Annotated in this window: 16 protein-coding genes; 6 read left to right on the forward strand and 10 right to left on the reverse strand. The window is 73.3% G+C overall.

The annotated features are described in order from the left end of the window. Positions 1-27: 27 nt before the first annotated feature. On the forward strand, positions 28-726 hold the full coding sequence (locus WME95_RS45370; protein WP_012240929.1) for a GbsR/MarR family transcriptional regulator: 699 nt from the start codon (positions 28-30) through the stop codon (positions 724-726). 12 nt (positions 727-738) lie between these two features. Here the strand turns inward: WME95_RS45370 and tssI are convergent, their stop codons facing one another. Then, positions 739-2,751, reverse strand: coding sequence for a type VI secretion system tip protein TssI/VgrG (gene tssI / locus WME95_RS45375; protein WP_437905426.1), 2,013 nt, complete (start codon positions 2,749-2,751; stop codon positions 739-741). A 53-nt stretch (positions 2,752-2,804) separates the two neighbouring features. On the opposite strand from tssI, the gene WME95_RS45380 reads away from it, so the two are divergent. From WME95_RS45380 to WME95_RS45400, 5 genes are read left to right on the forward strand one after another with little or no spacing between them, the layout of a single operon-like run. Next, positions 2,805-4,004: a hypothetical protein gene (locus tag WME95_RS45380; protein ID WP_437905427.1), complete on the forward strand. Its 1,200-nt coding sequence runs from the start codon at positions 2,805-2,807 to the stop codon at positions 4,002-4,004. Beyond that, positions 4,004-6,241 carry a DUF2169 family type VI secretion system accessory protein gene (locus WME95_RS45385; RefSeq protein WP_437905428.1) on the forward strand — a complete coding sequence of 746 codons (2,238 nt, stop codon included), beginning with the start codon at positions 4,004-4,006 and terminating at the stop codon, positions 6,239-6,241. Before WME95_RS45380 ends, WME95_RS45385 begins: the two co-directional genes overlap by 1 nt. After that, the gene (locus tag WME95_RS45390; protein WP_437905429.1) at positions 6,238-7,977 is read left to right on the forward strand and encodes a pentapeptide repeat-containing protein; all 1,740 of its coding nucleotides are present in this window, start codon (positions 6,238-6,240) and stop codon (positions 7,975-7,977) included. The genes WME95_RS45385 and WME95_RS45390 overlap by 4 nt, the downstream gene beginning before the upstream one ends. Before the next feature lie 20 nt (positions 7,978-7,997). Then, a complete protein-coding gene (locus WME95_RS45395; RefSeq protein ID WP_437905430.1) occupies positions 7,998-8,954 on the forward strand; it encodes a S41 family peptidase in 957 nt (318 codons plus the stop codon). A gap of 4 nt (positions 8,955-8,958) precedes the next feature. After that, entirely contained in the window at positions 8,959-9,558 is a 600-nt protein-coding gene (locus tag WME95_RS45400; protein ID WP_437905431.1) for a hypothetical protein, read from the forward strand. Positions 9,559-9,639: 81 nt separating this feature from the next. Here WME95_RS45400 and WME95_RS45405 read toward each other — a convergent pair whose 3' ends face one another. The 9 genes from WME95_RS45405 to WME95_RS45445 form a co-directional block, all read right to left on the reverse strand. Beyond that, positions 9,640-10,761, reverse strand: a complete 1,122-nt coding sequence (locus WME95_RS45405; protein WP_437905432.1) for a hypothetical protein — start codon at positions 10,759-10,761, stop codon at positions 9,640-9,642. A 14-nt stretch (positions 10,762-10,775) separates the two neighbouring features. Beyond that, on the reverse strand, positions 10,776-11,327 hold the full coding sequence (locus tag WME95_RS45410) for a DUF3540 domain-containing protein (protein WP_437905433.1): 552 nt from the start codon (positions 11,325-11,327) through the stop codon (positions 10,776-10,778). 26 nt (positions 11,328-11,353) lie between these two features. Further along, positions 11,354-13,192: a DUF2169 family type VI secretion system accessory protein gene (locus tag WME95_RS45415; protein ID WP_437905434.1), complete on the reverse strand. Its 1,839-nt coding sequence runs from the start codon at positions 13,190-13,192 to the stop codon at positions 11,354-11,356. 34 nt (positions 13,193-13,226) lie between these two features. Continuing rightward, the gene (locus WME95_RS45420; RefSeq protein ID WP_437905435.1) at positions 13,227-14,285 is read right to left on the reverse strand and encodes an FHA domain-containing protein; all 1,059 of its coding nucleotides are present in this window, start codon (positions 14,283-14,285) and stop codon (positions 13,227-13,229) included. Between the two features lie 226 nt (positions 14,286-14,511). Next, positions 14,512-15,150 carry a signal peptidase I gene (gene lepB / locus WME95_RS45425; RefSeq protein WP_437905436.1) on the reverse strand — a complete coding sequence of 213 codons (639 nt, stop codon included), beginning with the start codon at positions 15,148-15,150 and terminating at the stop codon, positions 14,512-14,514. A 72-nt stretch (positions 15,151-15,222) separates the two neighbouring features. Then, complete coding sequence (locus tag WME95_RS45430) at positions 15,223-16,104, reverse strand: trypsin-like serine peptidase (RefSeq protein ID WP_437905437.1); 882 nt, start codon at positions 16,102-16,104, stop codon at positions 15,223-15,225. Positions 16,105-16,363: 259 nt separating this feature from the next. Next, entirely contained in the window at positions 16,364-16,981 is a 618-nt protein-coding gene (locus WME95_RS45435) for a hypothetical protein (protein WP_437905438.1), read from the reverse strand. A 115-nt stretch (positions 16,982-17,096) separates the two neighbouring features. Further along, positions 17,097-18,260 (reverse strand): glutamate 5-kinase, encoded by a 1,164-nt coding sequence (gene proB / locus WME95_RS45440; RefSeq protein WP_437547147.1) that lies wholly within the window; start codon positions 18,258-18,260, stop codon positions 17,097-17,099. Beyond that, entirely contained in the window at positions 18,253-18,906 is a 654-nt protein-coding gene (locus WME95_RS45445) for a hypothetical protein (RefSeq protein ID WP_437547149.1), read from the reverse strand. The genes proB and WME95_RS45445 overlap by 8 nt, the downstream gene beginning before the upstream one ends. Positions 18,907-18,921 lie beyond the last annotated feature (15 nt).

Below are 18,921 nucleotides of genomic sequence, written 5' to 3' on the forward strand. Positions count from 1 at the left end.
GAAAGATCGTTATGTGAGTCACCCATCATGACCGCCCGGAGGCCGACGTCGCCGACAGCGCACCCGCCGCAGCCGCCCGCAACCGGCGAGGGGGGCGACGGGAGCGCCTCGGACGAGCGGGTCGCGGCGGCGCGGCAGGCGCTGCTCGAGGGGGTCGGCGCCGAGATCGCCGCGTCGTTCCCCGGCATCACCCGGCTGGGTGGGCAGGTCGTGGCGGCGCTCTACCTGGCGGACGAGCCGCGCTCGATGGACGAGCTCAGCCAGGAGCTCGGTCGCTCGAAGAGCAACATCTTCGCCAACCTGCGCGGCCTCGAGGCGGCCGGGATCATCGAGCGCCGGCGGGAGTCGGGCGCGCGGCACGACTCGTTCGCGCTGCGCGGCAAGTACCCCGACGTGATCGTCGGCGCGTACCTCGGCCGCCTGCGCCGCGTGGTGCAGGACAAGCGCGCCCTCGCGCGGCGCGCGCTCTCGCTGCTCGGCGACGCGCAGGGCGCGGAGGCCGACGCGATGCGCTCGCGGCTCGACGACCTGTCGCGCAAGTACGACCTGTTCGCCGACCTGATGGAGCAGCTCCTGCCGTCGATCGACGGCCCGGTCGATCTGGAGCGGCTGATCGCGCAGGTGCCCGAGGCGATGGTCCGCTCGCTGAACGCGGCGGCCCGCGTCGCCTGGGCGGCGGGCGACGCGATCAGCCGCCTGAGCGGCCGAGCGGGGCGCAAGAAGTAGCGGCGGCCCGCGTCACCCGCGCGGCGGGCAGTCCCGCATCTCGATGAGGATGCCGGTCGACGTCTCGATCCGGTGCATCAGGTTCACCTCCCGCGCCACCGGGGACGGCGTGATCGGGTTGGGCGCGGCGCCCACGATCATCGGCCGGTCGGGGTCGCCGTCGACGAAGACCATCAGCACCTCGATGCCGGGCTTGAGCGGGAAGTGGATCCCGTAGTTCGGCCCGGCGTGCGGCTGGATCATCCGCACGAGCCGCGAGGGGAACGCGCGCGACGCGGGATCCCCCGCGTCGAAGTGGAAGCGCACCCGGTAGCGCCCCTGCTCGTCGATCGGCGAGACCTCCCCGATCTCGCCGTCCGGGAGCGGCTCCAAAAGCGCCGTCACCACCCCGTGGATCTTCGGCCGCGGCGCCGTCCGCGGCGGGCGGTAGGCCTGCGCGGCGCGCACCAGGCGCGCGCTGTTGACGTACTCCTGCTCGCCGCCGGCGCCGCCCTCGATGGCCACCGGCTGCACAGCGCGGTGCTCGACCTCGACGGCCAGGAACCGCTCGCCGTCGAGCCGCGGGTGGCCCTCGAGCGCGAAGACGGCCCCCGGGATCAGCCGGAGCTCGTCGCTCTGGCACTCGAAGTAGCGGCTCGACGAGGCCCGCTCCTCCGCGCGGATCTGGGCCAGCCGCTGGCCCTCCTCCGGCGTCTTGTGGTGGGCGCCGTACTCGACGACGCCGCCCCCGAGGCCCGCCGGCGACTCGTGCGCCGCCGTCATGTCGAGCCTTGGCGTCCGGTAATTGTACTCCTGCATGACGTACGTCGCGGGGAAGGCCCTGGCCTGCTCCCTGAGCTCGAACATGTCGCGCCGCTCGCCCCGCGGCCGGAACACCACCGCGTCGCCCCCCGGCAGCGGCTGGAAGCCCGTCGGCTCGTCGGTGAACACCATCACGTCGCGGCCCGACTCGTGCTCGAAGAAGAACGAGATCCCGAGGTGCTCGGCGAGCCGCGAGATGAAGGCCAGATCCGTCTCCTTGTACTGGACGATCATCTCCCGCTGGGGGTGATCGCGGTAGAGGCGCATCACCACGTCCTCGGGCCCGAGCCCCACCATCGCGAGCTTGTGCTGGATGAGCTCTGGCACGCTGATGTCGAGGAAGACCTGCTGGAGCTCCACAAGCGTCGCGCGGAACGCCCGCGGCGCGAGCCGGAGCCGGTAGGAGCGGAAGGCGGTCTCCGTCTCGTGCCGGTCCTCCACCTCGGCGATCATGCCGTGAATGGTCCGCTCGTCCGCGCCCTGGACCTCGAACACGAGCGACGCCGTCGCCCCCAGCACCTGTTCGATCGAGAGCTCGGCGCCGTCGCTGCACACGACGTCGATGTCGTACGAGAAGAGCTGGCCGATGGACTCTTTGCCGTGCACCCCGCGCACCCGGAGGAGGTCGCAGGAGAAATCGCTGGAGTCGAGCCGCAGGATCGGCGCCCGCCGTGCCCGGTCCCGGAGCGCGGCCTTCGCCTCTTGAAGCGCTTCCATCGGCGCCGCGCGCGTAGGGCGCGGCGCCGATTCCGCCGCGCCCGGCGCGCGGAACGGCAGGTGATCGGGCGCCCCTGGGCCGCCCTGGGATCGCGGGAGCTCCCGCGGCCCTCCGGCGCTCGCTCCCGGGCGCAACGGTGGGAGCTCCCGCGGCCCTCCGGCGCTCGCCCGCGGCGGCGATGGCGGCACCTCGCGAGGCCCTCCGGCGCTCGCTCTCGCCGGCGCCTCGAGGAGCTCTCGGTCGTCCGGAGACGGCGCTGGCGGGGCATCCTCCACCGGCCCGGCCGCCTCCTCCGGGCTCTCGGCGCACGGCGCGCGCGCGATCGGCTCGCTGCACGGGGGCTCTGCGCCGGGGGCCTCGCGGATGCGCGCGGCGGCGGGCGCCGTGGCGATCGTCACGGCGCTGGGCGCGCGGTGCGCCGTCGCGGCCGTGGGCTCACCGCACGGCGGGGCGGCGGGTGGGGACGGCTCGCTGCACCTCAGGGGTTCCGTCGGCTCTCGGTTCATCGTCGCGCCTCCTCCGCGGCTCGCCTGGTACTGTACCCGACGCGGAGGCACGCATGGGTACGCGCGAGGGTGAGGGTATCAACGGGAAATACCTCCTCATCGAGGTCCCGAATTTCAACGACGCGGCGTCCGACGCCGAGGCGATGGGCTCGTATCTGCGCCTCGGCGCGGTCAAGGACCCGAGCCTCGCCGGAAGCCCGGGCGCGCCGAGGGCGACCGGCGAGGACCTCGCCGCCCGGGTCACCTCGTTCATCGACGACACCCGCAAGCGCGACGGCTGCCCCGATTTCCTCCCCGAGGCCGAGCGGCAGGCCGAGACGGCAAAGCTCCATACCAAGGGCGGCTGGCGCGACCACTCCGACGGCAACCGCATCACCACCACGCGCGGCGACAAGGTCGAGGTCATCAAGGGCAATTACCGCATGCTCGTCCTCGGCCGGCAGGAGGACACCGCCGGCTGGGACGTCTCCGGCGGCCATATCCAGGACGCCACCGATCTCTGGACCGCCGCCACCACCATCGAATGGGTCCAGAACTACAACGGCACCTGGAAGGTCACCGAGAAGACCGAGAAGGGCGACGTCGACACAACCTATCACGGCGACACGTTCGATCGCTTTTACGGCAACAAGCAAACCAGCATCACCGGCTCCGAGGCCCCCACGGCCGAGCGACCGAACCCCACCTGCCTGAGCTCCACCTGGGCGCAGCGGATCGAGTCGTACACCGGCTCGGCGGCCTGCCCTGTGCCGCTGATCTCCGACGAGACCTGGGCCGACCAGATCGCCAGCAAGACGACGGCGACCGCGATCAGCGATGAGACCACCGCGCAGACCATCTCCAGCACCACGAGCGCCACGTCGATCAGCGACGAGACCACAGCGAGCACCGTGTCCAGCACGACGACCGCCTCGCTCGTGTCGGATACCACCATCGGCGAGGTCCAGTCGGTGACGATCGGCAACACGAGCGACGTCACCATCGGCAATGCGGCGTCGATCACCGTCGGCGCCACCGAGGAGGTCACGATCGGCGGCCTCGTCGAGCTGACGATCGCGGCCATGCTCGAGGTCTCGCTCACGGCGGGGGTCTCGATCAACATGGGCCCCAAGGCCGAGCTCAACCTGACCAACCGGCAGGAGCTCTCCCAGTTCCGCACCAACGTGAAGAACATCTGCGCGAGCGTCTCGTCGGCCGAGTCGGTGAGCACCGGGGCGTACAACGTGATGTCCGGCGTCATCAACCTGTTCTGATGCAGACCCGGAACCTCACGCCCTTCCCCTTCGGCGCCAAGGTCTGCTCGCGAAGGCCGCCGCAGCCCGAGGTCGTCCTCGTCGTCCGCGGACGGTTCTCGCTCCGCCTGGGCGAGCCGCTCGCGCCGCTGGAAGGGCAGCTCGCGCAGGGGGCGCTGACCGCCGAGACCTTCGAGGGGGGCGACGGCGAGCGCGACGGCGAATGCACGTACCCCGGCGATTTCGCCGACTGGAAGCCGGCCGCGGATCTCCTGCTCCGCGGCGCCTGCCACCCGCCTCCCGACGAGCCGCCGCGCGAGCACGCCGTGGGGTTCGCGGTCGGGAGCTGGTCGAAATCGCTGCTCGTTCCGGCGCCGCGCGAGGGCCGCCAGGTGCCCGCGCCCTTCGGGCCGATCCACCCGGACTCGCCCGAGCAACGCCGGATGCTCGGCAAGGAGTACGGCCCCTCGTACCGGAAGACCCGTGCCCCCTGGTACGCCGAGGACTTCGACTGGGCCTATTTCCAGGCCGCCCCGCCGGATCAGCGCCTCGCCGGCCACCTGCGCGGCGACGAGGAGGTCACGCTCCTGAACCTCCACCCCGCCGCGCAGACCGCCTCCTTCCGCCTGCCGGGCCTCCGGATCCGCGCGGTCGTCGAGGACATCCAGGGCCGCGTGCAGGACGCCCGCATGAGCCTCGACACCCTCTTCGTCGAGCCGGACGCGGGCCTCGTGACGCTGACCTGGCGCGGCCACGCCGAGGTGGCCGAGGACGATCTCGCCGACGTGCGCGCCGTCGTCATCGCCGCCGAGCCGCTCTCGGCTGCGCCGCTGCCGCTCGACGATTACCGGGAGAAGCTCGCCCAGCTCGCCCGCGATCCGCGCGGCCTCGAGGACCTCCCGCCGGAGGTGCGCGACGCCTACGACCTCGTCCGCGACGGCGCGCCGCGGCCGCCGCGCGCCGTCGCGGACGAGGCGGATCCGGTGTCGAAGCTCCTCGCCGAGCGGCTCGGCGGCCTGCACGCGCCGGAGCAGGATCGCGTGCGGCAGCTCGTCGCGAAGCTCCGGGCCCTGCGCACCCCCGAGGGCGTCGACCTCGAGCGCACCGTCGCGCAGGCGCTCGCGCGGCTCCCGGCGCAGCGGCACGCCGCGTACCTCCCGGCCGCGCCCTCGGGCACGCCGCGCGTCCCCATGGGCGGCGCGCTCGACGCGCTCGTCGCGCGCGTCGAGGAGCTCCGGCGGGACGCGGCCGCGCGCGGGACGGCGCTCGAGGGCGTCGAGCGCCTCGACGCGCTGCTCCGCGATGGCCGCCTCCGCGAGATCGTCCCCGGCTACCGGCTCCCCGGCGAGGCCGCGGCGCCGCCGCCCGAGCCCGGCCCCGGCGTCGACCTCTCGGGGCGTGATCTCTCCGGGCAGGACCTCTCGGGCCGGGACCTCTCCGGGGCGAAGCTCTCCGGCGCGCTCCTCTCGGGCGCGAACCTCTCGGGGGCGAACCTCGCGAACGCGGATCTCTCGCGGGCCGTGCTGTTCGAGGCGAACCTCGAGGGCGCCGCGCTCCCGGGCGCCGACCTCTCCCAGGCGAACCTCACGGGCGCGCGCGCCGCGGGCGCCGATCTGCGCGGCGCGACGCTCGACCAGGCCATTTTCACCCGCGCCGAGCTCACCCGCGCCCGCCTGGCGAGGGCGCGGGGGCGCGGCGCGCTGCTCGACGAGGCCGACCTCCGAGAGATCGACGGGGAGGAGCTCCACCTCGACGGCGCCGTCCTCCAGGGGGCGAAGCTCGATCGCGCCTGCTTGCGGGGCGCGGCGCTCGTCGGGTGCATGTGCGCCGGATCCTCCGCGACGGACGCGGATCTCACGGGCGCGTCCCTGTCGCGCACGAGCTTCACCGACGCCGATCTCGAGCGCGCGACGCTCGTGGAAGCGCGCGGCGAGGGCGCGGCGCTGCTCCGGGCGAAGCTCGACGGCGCCGATCTCCGGTATGCGTCCCTGCCGCGGGCGCACCTCTCCTGGGCCTCGGCCCGGGGCGCGCGCTTCGCGTGCGCGGTCCTGCGCGGGAGCCGCTTCTACCGCGCCTCGCTCGAGCGCGCCGACCTCGCGCAGGCCGACCTCTTCGGCGCCGACCTCTGCAAGGCGCGCCTCGACGGCGCCTCCTTCGCCGGGGCGAGCCTGTACGGCGCCCGCCTCGAGGGCGCGAGCGCCGCCGGCTGCGATTTCAAGGGGGCGAACCTGCGGCGCTCCAGCCTGGAGGGCGCGTGAAGAGCGTCGAGGAGCTGCTCGACCGCATCCGCGCCGGCGCGCCGCTCCACGGCGCCCGCCTCGATGGCCTCGACCTCTCGGGCCGGGATCTCACGAACCTCGATCTCGCCCGCGTCAAGTTCCTCCGCACCAGCCTGCGCGGCGCGCGGCTCGCGGGCAGCGCGCTCTCGGGCGCGCACTTCGTCGAGTGCGACCTGCGCGACGCGGACCTCGCGGGCTGCGCGCTGGACGGCGCGCTCGTGCTCGGCTCGAACCTCGAGGGCGCGCGCCTCGCCGGCGCGACGCTCACCCGCGCGAAGCTCTCGTACCAGCGCCTCGCCCGCGCCGATCTCTCCGGCGCGACGATCGTCGAGGTCGAGGCGGTGGGCTCGGACTGGTCCGGCGCCCGGCTCGCGGGCGCGACGATCGAGGGCTCGCGCCTCGACCTCGCGAACCTCGAGGGCGCGGATCTCACGGAGGCCCGCGTCGCGCGCGCCTCGTTCACCCGCGCGAACCTCCGCCGCGCGCGCCTCGCCCGCGCCCGCGTCGAGGCCGGCGCCTTCGTCGGGGCCGATCTCGGCGGCGCGGACCTCGACGGCGCGGAGCTCGATCGCGCGGTCTTCGTCAAGGCGGACCTGCGCGGCGCCCGCTTCCCGAAGCGCATGCACGGCGTCGTCCTCGACGAGGCGAAGCTCGGCCGGCCCGAGCTCGCGGGCAAGGACCTCGCCGGGGCCGACCTCACGGGCGCGGATCTCTCCGGCCTCGACCTCGCGGGCGCGGATCTCTCCCTCTGCTCGCTGCGCGGCGCCGACCTGCGCGGCGCGAGCCTCCGCGGCGCCCGCCTCGAGCGCTCGATCCTCTCGGACTGCGATCTCACGGGCGCGGACCTCCGGGGCGCGAGCCTCCTCGGCTGCGACCTCTCGCGCTCGATCCTCCGCGGCGTGGACCTCTCGGGCCGCGATCTCGAGTCGGTGATCCTCATCGAGGCCGATCTCGAGGGCGCCGATCTCACGGCCGCGCGCCTCGTCCGCTGCATCCTCGACAGGGCGCGGCTCACCCGCGCGAACCTGACGCGCGCGGTGCTCCAGCAGGCGCTCCTCCGCGGGGCCGCGCTGGAGGGCGCCTTGCTCGGCAAGACGATCTTCGATCGCGTCGATTTCACCGGCGTGGATCTGCGCGCCGTCTCCTTCGCCGGCCTCACGGTGCACCGCTGCGCCTTCATGGAGGCGAACCTCGAGCGGATGAGCCTCCGCGACTGCGATTTCATGGGCAGCGATTTCTCGAAGGCGAACCTGCGCGGCGCCGATTTCGAGGGATCCATCCTGACGCAGGCCAGGCTCCGCGAGGCCGCGCTGGACGGCGCGAGCCTGCCGAACGTCGCTGCGAAGGCCGCCTATTTCGGCGGCGCCTCGCTGCGCGGGGCGAAGCTCTCGCGGGCGATGCTCCGGTACGCCACGTTCACCCGGGCGGATCTCGACGGCGCGAACCTCGCCGCCGCGGATCTTCGGGACGCCATGCTCGATCAGGCCGAGGCCCGCGGCGCGCTCTTCCTCTCGGCGCGCCTCGAGCGCGCGAACCTGTCGCACGCGCGGGTCGAGGAGGCCGACTTCAGCGAGGCCGATCTCGGCGGCGCCAACCTGCACGCCCTCCACGACAAGGGCGCGCGCTTCTCCGGCGCGAGGCTGCTCGGCGCGCGCCGGACGGACGTCGACCGGCTGGAGGCGGAGGCGTACACGCCCCCGCGGCCGCCGCGATAACGGCGGAAGGAGCGAACGGAATGCTGCCTGCGAGCAACAACGGCGCCGGGATGAGCATCGGGTTTCCGGACGTGTGCCTGACGCCGGTGGGGCCGGTGGTGGTGCCGATCCCGTATCCGAACTTCGCGCTCAACGCGATGGCGGTGAACTTCTCGGTGAAGGTGAAGGTGTCGATGATGAACGCGCTGAACCTCGGCACGACCATCCCGATGACCTTCGGGATGGAGCCCGGGGTGGCGCACCCGCTTTACATGGATTTCGGTGCGTACGTGGCGGGCAACTCCAAGGTGATCATCGAGGGGTTGCCGGCGATCAACCTCACCTGTCCCACGACCGGGAACGCCGGGAACAACGCGGTGGGCGCGGTGCTGGTGCCGAGCGCGGTGAACGTGTTCTACACGTGCGCGGCGGCGCCGGAGAAGGTGCTCCCCGGCGCAGGGAACGTGGAGCGCGCGCTGTTGAGCGATGGTGTCGGGGTGATCCGGATCCGGGTGTTCTCGGTGGACGTGCCGGCGCTTGTGTACCGGGCGATTCGGGCGCTCGAGGCGGAGGGGATGCGCGAGCTGATCATCGATGTACGGGACAATCCGGGAGGAGAGCTGCGGGCGTTCGTGGAGCTCGCGGGGGATTTCCTGCCGGCGGGGAGCGTCGTGGCGACGGCGACCGACGGTGACGGGGATGAGGTGGTCTATCGCTCGCGGCAGGAGGAGCCGTATTCGGTCCCGGTGACGATCCTGGTGAACCGAGGGACGGCGTCGGCGGCGGAGCTGTTCGCGGGGTGCCTGAAGGCGCACGGGCGGGCGGGGATCGCGGGGGAGAGGACGTACGGCAAGGCGGTCGGCCTCTCCCTGTACGCGGGCCACGAGGGCGCGCGGATGGCGGCGGCGGTGCGGGTGACGCTGCCCGGCGGGGCGGAGGTGCAGGGGATCGGTGTCGCGCCCGGGCCGGGCTCGCGCCTCCTTGCGATGGAGGGATGAGGAAATGCCCAGGTGGAGGACGATCTTCGGTTGCTTCAATCCCCGCAACAAGATGACGGCGCGCGGCGGGAAGGTCCCGGCCAGCACCAAGTCCGACCCCACCGATTCCGACCACCTGGACGAGCCGGTGCCGCCGCTGCCCGGGGACCGCGAGATGTTGAGTACAAAGACGCTGAGGGCGCGGTCCAAGGCACTGAAGCTGACGCAGACGAAGGCGCACTGGCACGGCGACAATGACTACGAGCTCATCGGCGAGAACGAGCGCCGCGGGCCGAGCAACATCGTGGGCTGCGCCTCCGCCTGGGCCCTCGTCAACGGGAGGCCGGTCTACGCTCACTGCTCGGACGGCGGGGGTGAGTGGACGGCGCTCCAGAAGGTTGTTCGCGAGCGCGCCCGCGCAAGCTTCGATCAGGTGACGGAGATCCGCGTCACGCGGCCGACCCAGCGCGGCGCCAAACACCCCGTTCACGCCGACTTCGAGGAAGCCAAGGCGGACGTCGCCGCGCTCCAGAAGCTCTTCCCCAACGCGAAGATCACGCGCTGGTTCGTGGAGGAGGGCGTCACGACGTATTTCAATCAGGCCGGGGAGCCGAGCCCCTGGTGATCTGAGCGCCACGCCTTCTATCCTGGGTGGATCTCCTCCCTGCCGAGCGCCATCGCCTCCTCGCTCACCTTCGCCGCGCTCTCACATCACGCTGCAAATGGCGCACTTCCGGCCGTGATGGTCGTCTGCCTCCGCGTCGTGCTCGTCCTTCGCCCCGCCGCCGGGGGCCGGGGCGGGCGGCGGTGACTTCGTGACCGAGATCTTCTCGAACACGACGATGCCGTCGATCCAGGGCTCTTGGTCAGGCGGCCTCGTGCCCACGCCGTGCTTCGTCACGGTGTCGATCTCCTTCCCCTTGCGCGCCCATTTCCTCATCTTCTCTTGCCATCGCGCCGGGAAGTCACGCGCCTTGCAGGCGATGTTCGCCCAGGGGTCGATGATGATCGCCTCGCCCCAGTCGTCGAAGTCGCCCGGATATCCGCCGTTCTCGTCGGCCTCCGGCGGGTTCAGGACGACGAAGACGTGATCTCCGCTCGCGAAGTCACCGCTGTCCGCGGTGGGCAGCCGCTTGCCGAGGCGCACCATGTCCACCTTGGCGCCGTGGGCTTCCTTCGGGCGGGAGAGGAGCCATACCGCCAGCGCGGAGAGCTCCAGGCAATTGCCGACCTTCGCCTGCGCGACCCGAGCTCCAAAGGCGAGCACCTGGTCCATGCTCATGTGCAGCGACGTGCCCTTGTTGGCAGTCGTGTACGCCATCTTCCGTGCGCCGACCCAGGCCGCATAAGAGAGCTCTTTCTGACGTGCCTCGTCCCTCGTGTCGTTTCGCTTGTTGATGGACTTGTACGGCCACCAACTCAGCCCCTGGCGGGGCGGAGCGGTCAGCTCGGCGATCGTCTTGCGCGCCTCTTCGGCGATGCGCTCCGCCAGATCGAGCAGCGCGTCGCGCTGCCTGCGGCCGACGTCGAGCATCTCGATCCCGCGCCCGGCTTGGCTGCTGTTCGACGAGGCATGGTACGCCTCGACCGTCTTGTTCCTCGCCAGATCCAGCACGGAGCTCGGCTCGTCGCGGTCCGGCGGCTCGGGCTCGCTGTCTTCGTCCTTCGCCTCGCCGGCCGCCTTCGCGGCGAGGGCGTCGGTCCGGGCCTCGGCCTTCGTTGCGGTCGATGGCGAGTTGCGGAGGGTCGCGGCGCCGCCCTCCTTCTGGATCGCGGCGCCCGTCCCCAGCTTGTTCCCGTCCTGGCTCAGGCGCCTGACCTTTTTCATGCGCGGCCTCCCTGCTACCCGAGGTGGATCTCCTTCCCGTTGATCGTCATCGTCTCCTCGGTCAGCACGGTCGCGCTCTTCGCCTTCGTCGTCGCCGAGCCGTCCACCACCGTGTGGCTCTCGCGCGCGTGCAGGCTGAACAGGCCGGTCACGCGCTGGACGAGCGACGCCGCCTTCTGCACGAGCGTTCCCGCGAACACCCGGACCTTGTCGCCGTGCAGATCCACCTCCGGCCCCCGGAGCTCCACGCCCCGGTCCCCGGACAGCCTGAGCGCCCCGCCCGCGGCCCGGACGTCGACGTCGCCCTGGAGCTCCAGCGTCACCTTGCCGGTCCCGTGCAGGACGCCGATGACATAGAGGCGCGCGCCCCGGCCGATCACCAGGAGCACGTCGCCCACCGCGGGCGCATAGGGGAGCGCCAGCGCCATCGTCGCCTCTGCGCTCTCGCCGTCCGGCAGCTCGACCACAACCGCCTGGCCGCGGGCTTCCAGCACGTGCGCCGGCCCCAGGTACTCCTCGGCGCGCGCGGACGTGGCGCGCTCCCGAACCACGGCTCCCTCCGACATGGTGGTCCCTCCATCCTCGCTCCGGCTCAGTCCTTGCGGAAGCGCTTGTACAGGCTGCCAAGGAGAGTGGGCCGCTCTCGCTTCGGCGCGGACGGCGCCGGGGGCGGCGCGCGCGGCTCGGGCGAACGCTCGATCTGAGGATCGCGCACCGGCGCGGGCAGCGGCTCTGAGGCGCGCGCGGGCGCTGGTGCGGCGGCCTGCGCTGGCGCGGCGGCCTGCGCTGGCGCGGCGGCCTGCGCTGGCGCAGGTGCATGCGCGGCGGCCTGCGTTGGCGCAGGTGCATGCGCGGCGATCTCCACGGGCATAGGCGCAGGCGCAGTGTCTTGCGCGGGCGCAGGTGCAGGCGGCGCGGGCGCGGCCTCCGGCTCGCTGAGATCGACCGTGCCCTCCAGCGGTGACGCGATCGCCGGGACCGCCGCCGTGCCGCCCGCCGCCCACGGCGCGCTCGGGCGCTCGCCGCCCTCCCGCTCGCCGCGCGTCCCGGCAGGCGCGATCGGAAACGGCGCGCTCATCGCGTCGTCCTGGCCCGGGCCTCGGACCCTGACGGGCGGCAGGGGCACGGTGCGCGCCTCGCGCGGCCTCCTCTCGCTCCCCGCCGGCGGCAGCACGGGCGGCAGGGGCACGGTGCGCGCCTCGCGCGGCCTCCTCTCGCTCCCCGCCGGCGGCAGCGTGTCATCGAGCGGGAACGTGCCCTCGAGCGGGTGCGCCCCCTCGCGCGCCGGCTCTCGCCCCGTCGCGACGCCCGCGACGCTCACCGGCGCGTCCACCACGTCGCCCTCCCCGAGCCGCACCGTGGAGCTCCAGTCCGTCCGCTTCGCGCTCTCCCCCGCCGCCGCGCCCGCCGCGCTCGACGCGCCCGCGGGCGCCTCGCTGAGGTCCGGCCACGGCACCGGCTCGTCCCCGACCTCCACGCCGACCGCGGCGCGCAGCGCCGGGAGCACCTCCTCCGAGGCCACCTGGAAGCTCCCGCGGAAGACCACCGCGCAGCGCTCGGCGTCGGGCTGCACGATCAGCGTGTCGCCCACGAGCGGCAGCCACCGCGCCGCGCCGTTCGGCAGGAGGATCGTCGCGAGCGCCCGCAGCGCCGGCAGGCGCATCGCCAGCGTCGGGTGGTGCTGGCTCAGGCCCTCCAGCACGATCCGCTCGCCGCCGAGCACCCGATCGAACCGCTGATCCGCCGGCGCGGACTGGAAGTACAACCAGTCGAAATCGTCCGGGATCGACGCGATCCCCTCCAGCTCTGCGCGCGCGAGCCCGCGCAGCAGCCGCGCTCGGCTCGGCACGATCGGCGGGATCGGCCCGAGGCCGACCGGCGCGCGCCCCCCGCCCGGCGGCAGCAGGTTGGGCAGCGCGCCGCCGCGCTCGTCGGCATCGGCGCCGACGCCGAGCGGGTTCTCCGGCTCCCCGGGGCCGCCATACGCGCGCTGGTACTCGATCGGCATCTTCACGAACGGCTCGGGCAACGCGCCCGCCGCCGCGCCGCCCGCCCGATCGCCCACGACCTCGATGCGCTTGTCCACGAGCGCCGCCCCCGCGCGCAGGATCGCGAGCCGCACCGCCATTCCCCGGACCGGCGCCCCGCCCGGCGCCCACGCGTGCCCGGTGAGCACCACCTCGGCGCGCCCCAGCCACGGCGCGAGCTCGCTCGCCGCGAGCAGCGGCTTCATCGGGTTCCCCCGGGCGTAGACCTCGCTCCGGACGATCTCCAGCGGCTCGCTCCGCCGCGCCTCGCCGCCGGGCACCATCGCGAAGGTCGCCTTGGCGATGAGGGTCACGTGGAGCTGGCCGCGGCTGCGCCACAGCGTCGCGCCCGCGGCGACCGGTCCGGCGCGGAGGACGTCGAGGGGCCAGCGAGCGGTGGTCATGGGCGAGGGCCCTTTGCGCCCGTGCGGCCGGGGGCTAGTTCGTGTTGAGCTCGACGCGCAGGAGCTTGCGGCCGATGAAGAGGTAGTCGCCGTGGGCGAGCTCGCGCTCGCTCTTGATGCGCACGTACGTGCCGTTGCGGCTGTTGAGATCGGTCAGCGTGAACTTGCCGTTGTGCTCCTCGAGGCGGCAGTGCGAGCCCGACATGTACAGGTCGACGGGGAAGTTCAGGTCGCCGCCCTCGCGCCCGATCTGCAGCGAGGTGCCGCGCGCGCAGACGGTCATGCCGACCGCGCCGCCCTGGAGCACCTGCGTCAGGCGGAACGGGCTCGGGTGCTTCGGCGAGGAGTAGAAGAAGGTCCCGTCCGTATCCTGGCCGTCGGAGGCGCGCGGCGTCGGATCGAGCCGGAAGAGCTGCTCGCCCGCGAGGAACGTGTCGCCCGGCGTGATGTCGATGGTGCCGCGCACGCGGATGTACACGCCGTTCAGCGAGCCCTCGTCGCGCACCACCAGCTTGCCGTCGCGGTAGAAGAAGTTCGCGTGCTTCGGCGAGACGAACGGGTCGTCCGGGAAGACGAGCTGCCCGTTGCGGCCGACGATGTGCTGCTCCGCCTTGAGGTGGAACGAGAGGCCGTCCATGCCCTCGCCGCGGATGAGGATCAGCTTCGCCTTCGCCGGGTTCTGCATGTCCCCGAAGAACAGCGTCTGCGCGTTGAGGATCTCGGGCGGGACCGCCGTTCCGCACCTCCCACAGAACTTGTGGCCCGAGGGGACACCGCTCGAGCAGGAACGGCAGACGTAGTTACGGGCTTGCTCCATCAGCTCCTCCTGGGAGAGTTCGGCGAAATCGCTCTTGGACGAGGTGGTCTTGGGGCCCCGGCCCTGACCGCGCGCGCTCGTCGGGTCGAGCCGGGCGCTCGCGCTGCCGGCCGCGGGCGTCGGGGAGCGCCGGGCCGGCGTGGTCGTCGAGCTCGCCCGGCGCGTCGTGAACAGGGCCAAGTCGTTCGCGCACTCAGGGCAACGCGCGGTGCCCATCGGGCTCCACAGGTCGCACTGGCCACAGACGATGCCAATCTCGTTCTGCTCGGTGTGCAAACGTCTCCTCGGTGCATTGGAGGACCGCGGATCGCGGTTCTCCGACCCGCGCCAGTGGAAGGCCGCCGTGGCGGACCTCCGACCGATGAAGCGAGCCAGGACGGGGAACCCGGGCCGCTGCTCGCGCGGGGTCCCTGACCCGGGTGGAGAGAAACACGGTTCTAGACGTCGATGAGCGGAGGGGTCAAGCTCGAGGTGACGCTGGCGGGGCGACGGCCGGCCCTGCTCAGCGCACGAAGGTGAAGCGGCGCCGGTCGTCGCTCCAGCCGGCGCCGCCCCAGAGCCGGAAGACGATCCGCTGGTTGCACGCGGCGCGCGGCTGCAGCCCGAAGTCGCGCGAGTCGTCGTGGTAGCTCCGGTTGTCGCTCAGCAGGAAGACCGTGTCGGGCCGCACCTCGACGTGGCGGCGGCGCTCGAGCGGGGGCCTGCGCCCCGTCGCCCGGGGGTGGAGGCCGGGGCCCATCATCACCATGTCGCACGAGAGCTGCACCGGGTTGCCCGTGGCCGGGTCGGTGATGCTCACCTTGGGCTCGGCGCACGCCGTCTCGGCGTCGTAGCTCTGCCCGTTCACGAGGAGGACGGCGTGGTCGACGTCGACCTTGTCGCCCGGCAAGCCCGCGATCCGGCCGACGATGTGGCTGCCGGGGGCCTCGGGATCCGGACACCGCACCAGCTCGCCGAAGCCGGGCGTGCCCCGCGTCAGCACGACGACCGCGTCGCCCGGGGCGAGGCTCGGCGCGAGCGCGGCGCCGAGCATCGGGTCGTTCGGCACCACCCAGACGTCGAGGACGAGCGCGCGGAGCACGACGCCGAGCAACAGCAGGGTCCCCACGATCCAGAGCAGCCCGTTGAACAGCTTCCGCATGCCGCAGCGCAGCCTAGCGCAGCTCCGGTCGCAGGCGGCGGGCAAGCGAAGCTCGAAGGCGCCGCCGCGCCGTCAACGCAGGCACCCCCGGTACGGCGGCAGCTCGCTCGGGCTCGCGCCCGCCGCGATCTCGCGGGCGGCGGAGAAGAGCTCGGGCCACACGTCGAGGCGGCTGAAATACGAGGTCCCGGTCGTGCGCTCGTCGCCGTCCATCACGCTCGACGAGATCACGCCGACGACGTCGCCCCCCCGATCGCTGCGCGCCGGCCCCCCCGAGTCGCCGGGGCAGATCGAGGCGGTCGCGACGAAGTGCCCCGGGCTCACGGCGTCGATCGTGCCGCCCAGCCGCGGCGCGAGGTGGATCGGATCGCGCGAGAGCGCGCAGCGGCCGAAGCCGTAGGGCGTCACCTGCTCCTTCGAGGCCGGCTCGGCCTCGATCCGCGGCGGGAGGGTCGGGATCCCGATGAGGCGCCGCGACAGCACGAGGATGGCGATGTCGCCCTCGCCCGACGTGTACCCGCAGTCCGGCGACACCACCGCGCGGACCTTCACGTCGCCCCACGGCAGGTGGTCGCCCCCGAGCTCGATCGAGATCGCCTCGGGATCCTGATCGCGGCGCAGCGTCCTGCCGTTGTCGTCCCGCGCCGCGACGCAGTGGTGCGCGGTGAGCACCAGGTCCTCGGTGATGAGCGTCCCCGTGCACGTCACGTCGGTGACGATCCGGACGATCGCGTCCTCGTTCGTCGCCAGCTCGAACGGCGGCCGCAGCTCGAACGGGCGCTGCTCCATGCCCGGCTTCGCCGCGGGGATCGGCAGCCCCGCGTTGGTGATCGGCCGCGCACAGCCCGCGGCGACGGTGAGGGCGAGCGCGGCCGCAACGGCGGCGCCGCGTCGGTACAACCCTGTCCATGCGGTCGCCAGGGCGCCCAGCGTGCGAGCTTGCGGCTGTTCCACCTGAGGGAGACCCTCCCAAGCGCAACCGGTTGTTCTCTCGGACAGCGCCCCCGGTACGAACGCGCCGAGCAAAGCCAAAGACTACGGCATAAGGCGGTGACCGTCATTCGACAACGACAGGGTTTCCAAGCTTGGATACGGCCTCGACGATCGCAGATCACATCGTGCGTCTAGCCGTTTAGCCGTCGCATTTGTAGCTGCTCTGTACATTTACGCCTGCGCTTACGCTCGCGCGTGCATCGATGTTCCCCGCGCTGCGCTAGCGCAGCGCGACGAGGCGCACCTGGCTCGCGTTGCGCGAGTAGGCGTCGAGCGCGGCGCGGGCGGCGGCCGCGTCGACCTGCGGATCCTCGACGCCCGCGGCGACGAGCTGCTCGAGGAAGGCGCGCTGGTGCTCGGACTTCGCCGCGAGCCACGCGGGGCAGGCGCCGGCCGCGCAGGCCGCCGACGCCTGCTCGGACGCGGCGAGGGCGTCCTGGACGCGGCCTCGGCGGAGGAGCGCCCGCGCCGAGAGGAGCGCCGCCTCCGGGAGGGCGCGCACCTCGCCGGGCGCCGCGTCGAGGGCCGAGGAGGCGAGCCCGGGCTGATCGCGCTCCAGGTAGGCCGCGGCGAGCGCGGTGACGCTGGCCGGCGTCCTGCCCTCGGCGTAGCGGGCCTCGAGCGCCGCGAGCTCGTCGGCCCCCGCCGCGGCGCGCGGCGGCAGCAGCTGCGACGCCCGCACGCTCGGCCCGAGCCCGATCGTCCAGACGACCCCCGCGAGAACCAAGCCGTTCGCGACGAACAACCCGAAGCGCATCACCCGACCTCCAGGAACCGGCAGGGACCCCCGGCCGTCGGCGGCGGCCGGCGGTGACGGGCAGTCGCGTGCGGTCAACATGCGGTAAACCCAAGCGACAGCGGGGCGGCGCGAAGGTTCCCGCGAAGCGCGAGCGGCGCGCAATCAGGGGTTGGCCGGGTGGCTGGCGCACCTACAAGGCGGCCGGGGCCGCGGGCTACTCGCTCGGGAGCACCACCAGGTCGTCGCGGTGGACGACGACGTCGTCATCGCCGGCCTCCTCGCGCTTCTTCCGCGCGGTGCGCGCGGCGTCGCTCGCGGACATCCGCGCGAGCCCGCGCGCGATCTCGGCTCCGTCCGGGTCGACGACGGCCACGGCGTCGCCGGGGAGGAAGGTGCCGCGTACGCCGAGGACGCCGACGGCGAGGATGCTCCGGTTCTTCGAGCCGATCGCCTCGGCGGCGCCCCGGTCGACGAGGATCGCGCCGCGCGGGCGCAGCGTGTACGCGATCCAGTGCTTGCGCGCGCTGAGCCGCTGCGGGACGGCCGCGAAGAGGGTGCCGACGTCCTCGCCCGAGACGATGCGCGTGATGATGCCCGCCTCGCGGGCGGCGCCGATGACCACGTGCGAGCCCGCGAGCGTCGCGCGCCGCGCGGCCTCGACCTTGCTGGCCATGCCGCCGGTGCCGACGCCGGAGGTCGACGCGCCCGCGAGGTGCCGCGCCTCGCGGGCGACGCTGCGCACGAACGGCACCCGGCGCCCGTCGGCGTCGAGCAGGCCCTCGACGTCCGAGAGCAGGATGAGGAGATCGGCCTCGCAGAGCGGGGTCACCATCGCCGCGAGCTGGTCGTTGTCGCCGAACTTGATCTCCTCGACCGCGACGGCGTCGTTCTCGTTGATGATCGGGATGGCGCCCGCCTCGAGCAGCGCGGCCAGGGCGTTCCTTGCGTTGTTGGTGCGGGTGCGGTCCGCGAGGTCGGCGTGCGTGAGGAGCACCTGCGCGACGAGCAGGCCGACCTTGCCGAAGGCCTCCTCGTAGCGCTGCATCAGCACGCTCTGGCCGGCGGCGGCGGCGGCCTGGAGCCAGGCCATGTCCTTCGGGCGCGACTTCAGCCCGAGCTTCGCCACGCCGAGCGCGATGGCGCCGCTCGACACGATGACGAGGCTCCGGCCGGAGCGGCCGCGGAGCGCGGCCACCTCGGCGGCGAGCCGGTCCCAGGCGTCGCCGGAGAGGCTCTTCGAGCCGATCTTGACGATGATGCGGCGGCAGCGCCGGAGCGCGGCGCGCGCGGCCTGCGGATCGAGCTCCGGCGCGGCGTCGGCCGCGGCGCGGCCCGCGGCGCCGCCCTTCGTGGCGGTGCGGTCCTCGGTGTCAGTCATGGGGGATGCCGGCGGCGGCGATCTCGTCGAACGCCGCGTCGAGGCGGCGCTCGATGTACTCCGGGACGGAGGCGCCCGCGAGCAGGAAGGCGTCGATCCAGCGCGTGAACTCGTCGCGCAGGTCCTCTGTGCCGTTCGGCAGGACGGTGAAGCTCGCCTGGAGGGAGGGGGACAGCGCGCGGCGCACGGCGCGATCGACGGCGTCGCGGACCCAGCGCGCCTCCTCGGCGTGGACGCGCACGGCGGTGCTCCGGCGGAAGCGCGTGATGTAGCGGTCGAGGAGGTGGCCGAGGGCGTAGACCTCCAGGCCGCGCGCGGCCGCCGCGAGGGCCAGGGCCGGGTTGAGCCGCCGGAGGACCTCCTTCGTGACGAGCTGCGCGGCCTTGCGGAGCGTGGTCTGCTCCGAGCCGGGCTCGACGAGCAGCGCGCGCGCGTCGGTGGTGAGGCTGAGGCCGTGGCGGGCGACCGTGTCCTGCACGATGGCCCCGCGGATGCGCAGCAGCATCCGCGCGGGGAGCACCGGGACCGGGATCCACGAGGCGCCCACCGCGAAGGCGGTGAGCACGGCGAGTCGACCTCCGGGAGGCGGGCCGCCCGGGGTGACCTGAGCGGCGGTCGGCTTGTTCGCGGCGGGTTCGGATGACATCGCGCCCACGGTACT

This window comes from Sorangium sp. So ce327 (assembly GCF_051530205.1).
GTDB classification, from domain to species: domain Bacteria; phylum Myxococcota_A; class Polyangia; order Polyangiales; family Polyangiaceae; genus Sorangium; species Sorangium cellulosum_B.

Coding starts and splice junctions, on each gene's coding strand:
- WME95_RS45385 (WP_437905428.1), top strand. CDS start 4,004: ATGCAGACCCGGAACCTCACGCCCTTCCCCTTCGGCGCCAAGGTCTGC.
- WME95_RS45415 (WP_437905434.1), bottom strand. CDS start 13,192: ATGACCACCGCTCGCTGGCCCCTCGACGTCCTCCGCGCCGGACCGGTC.
- WME95_RS45405 (WP_437905432.1), bottom strand. CDS start 10,761: ATGAAAAAGGTCAGGCGCCTGAGCCAGGACGGGAACAAGCTGGGGACG.
- tssI (WP_437905426.1), bottom strand. CDS start 2,751: ATGAACCGAGAGCCGACGGAACCCCTGAGGTGCAGCGAGCCGTCCCCA.
- WME95_RS45445 (WP_437547149.1), bottom strand. CDS start 18,906: ATGTCATCCGAACCCGCCGCGAACAAGCCGACCGCCGCTCAGGTCACC.
- WME95_RS45395 (WP_437905430.1), top strand. CDS start 7,998: ATGCTGCCTGCGAGCAACAACGGCGCCGGGATGAGCATCGGGTTTCCG.
- WME95_RS45370 (WP_012240929.1), top strand. CDS start 28: ATGACCGCCCGGAGGCCGACGTCGCCGACAGCGCACCCGCCGCAGCCG.
- proB (WP_437547147.1), bottom strand. CDS start 18,260: ATGACTGACACCGAGGACCGCACCGCCACGAAGGGCGGCGCCGCGGGC.
- WME95_RS45380 (WP_437905427.1), top strand. CDS start 2,805: ATGGGTACGCGCGAGGGTGAGGGTATCAACGGGAAATACCTCCTCATC.
- WME95_RS45435 (WP_437905438.1), bottom strand. CDS start 16,981: ATGTTGACCGCACGCGACTGCCCGTCACCGCCGGCCGCCGCCGACGGC.
- WME95_RS45410 (WP_437905433.1), bottom strand. CDS start 11,327: ATGTCGGAGGGAGCCGTGGTTCGGGAGCGCGCCACGTCCGCGCGCGCC.
- lepB (WP_437905436.1), bottom strand. CDS start 15,150: ATGCGGAAGCTGTTCAACGGGCTGCTCTGGATCGTGGGGACCCTGCTG.
- WME95_RS45400 (WP_437905431.1), top strand. CDS start 8,959: ATGCCCAGGTGGAGGACGATCTTCGGTTGCTTCAATCCCCGCAACAAG.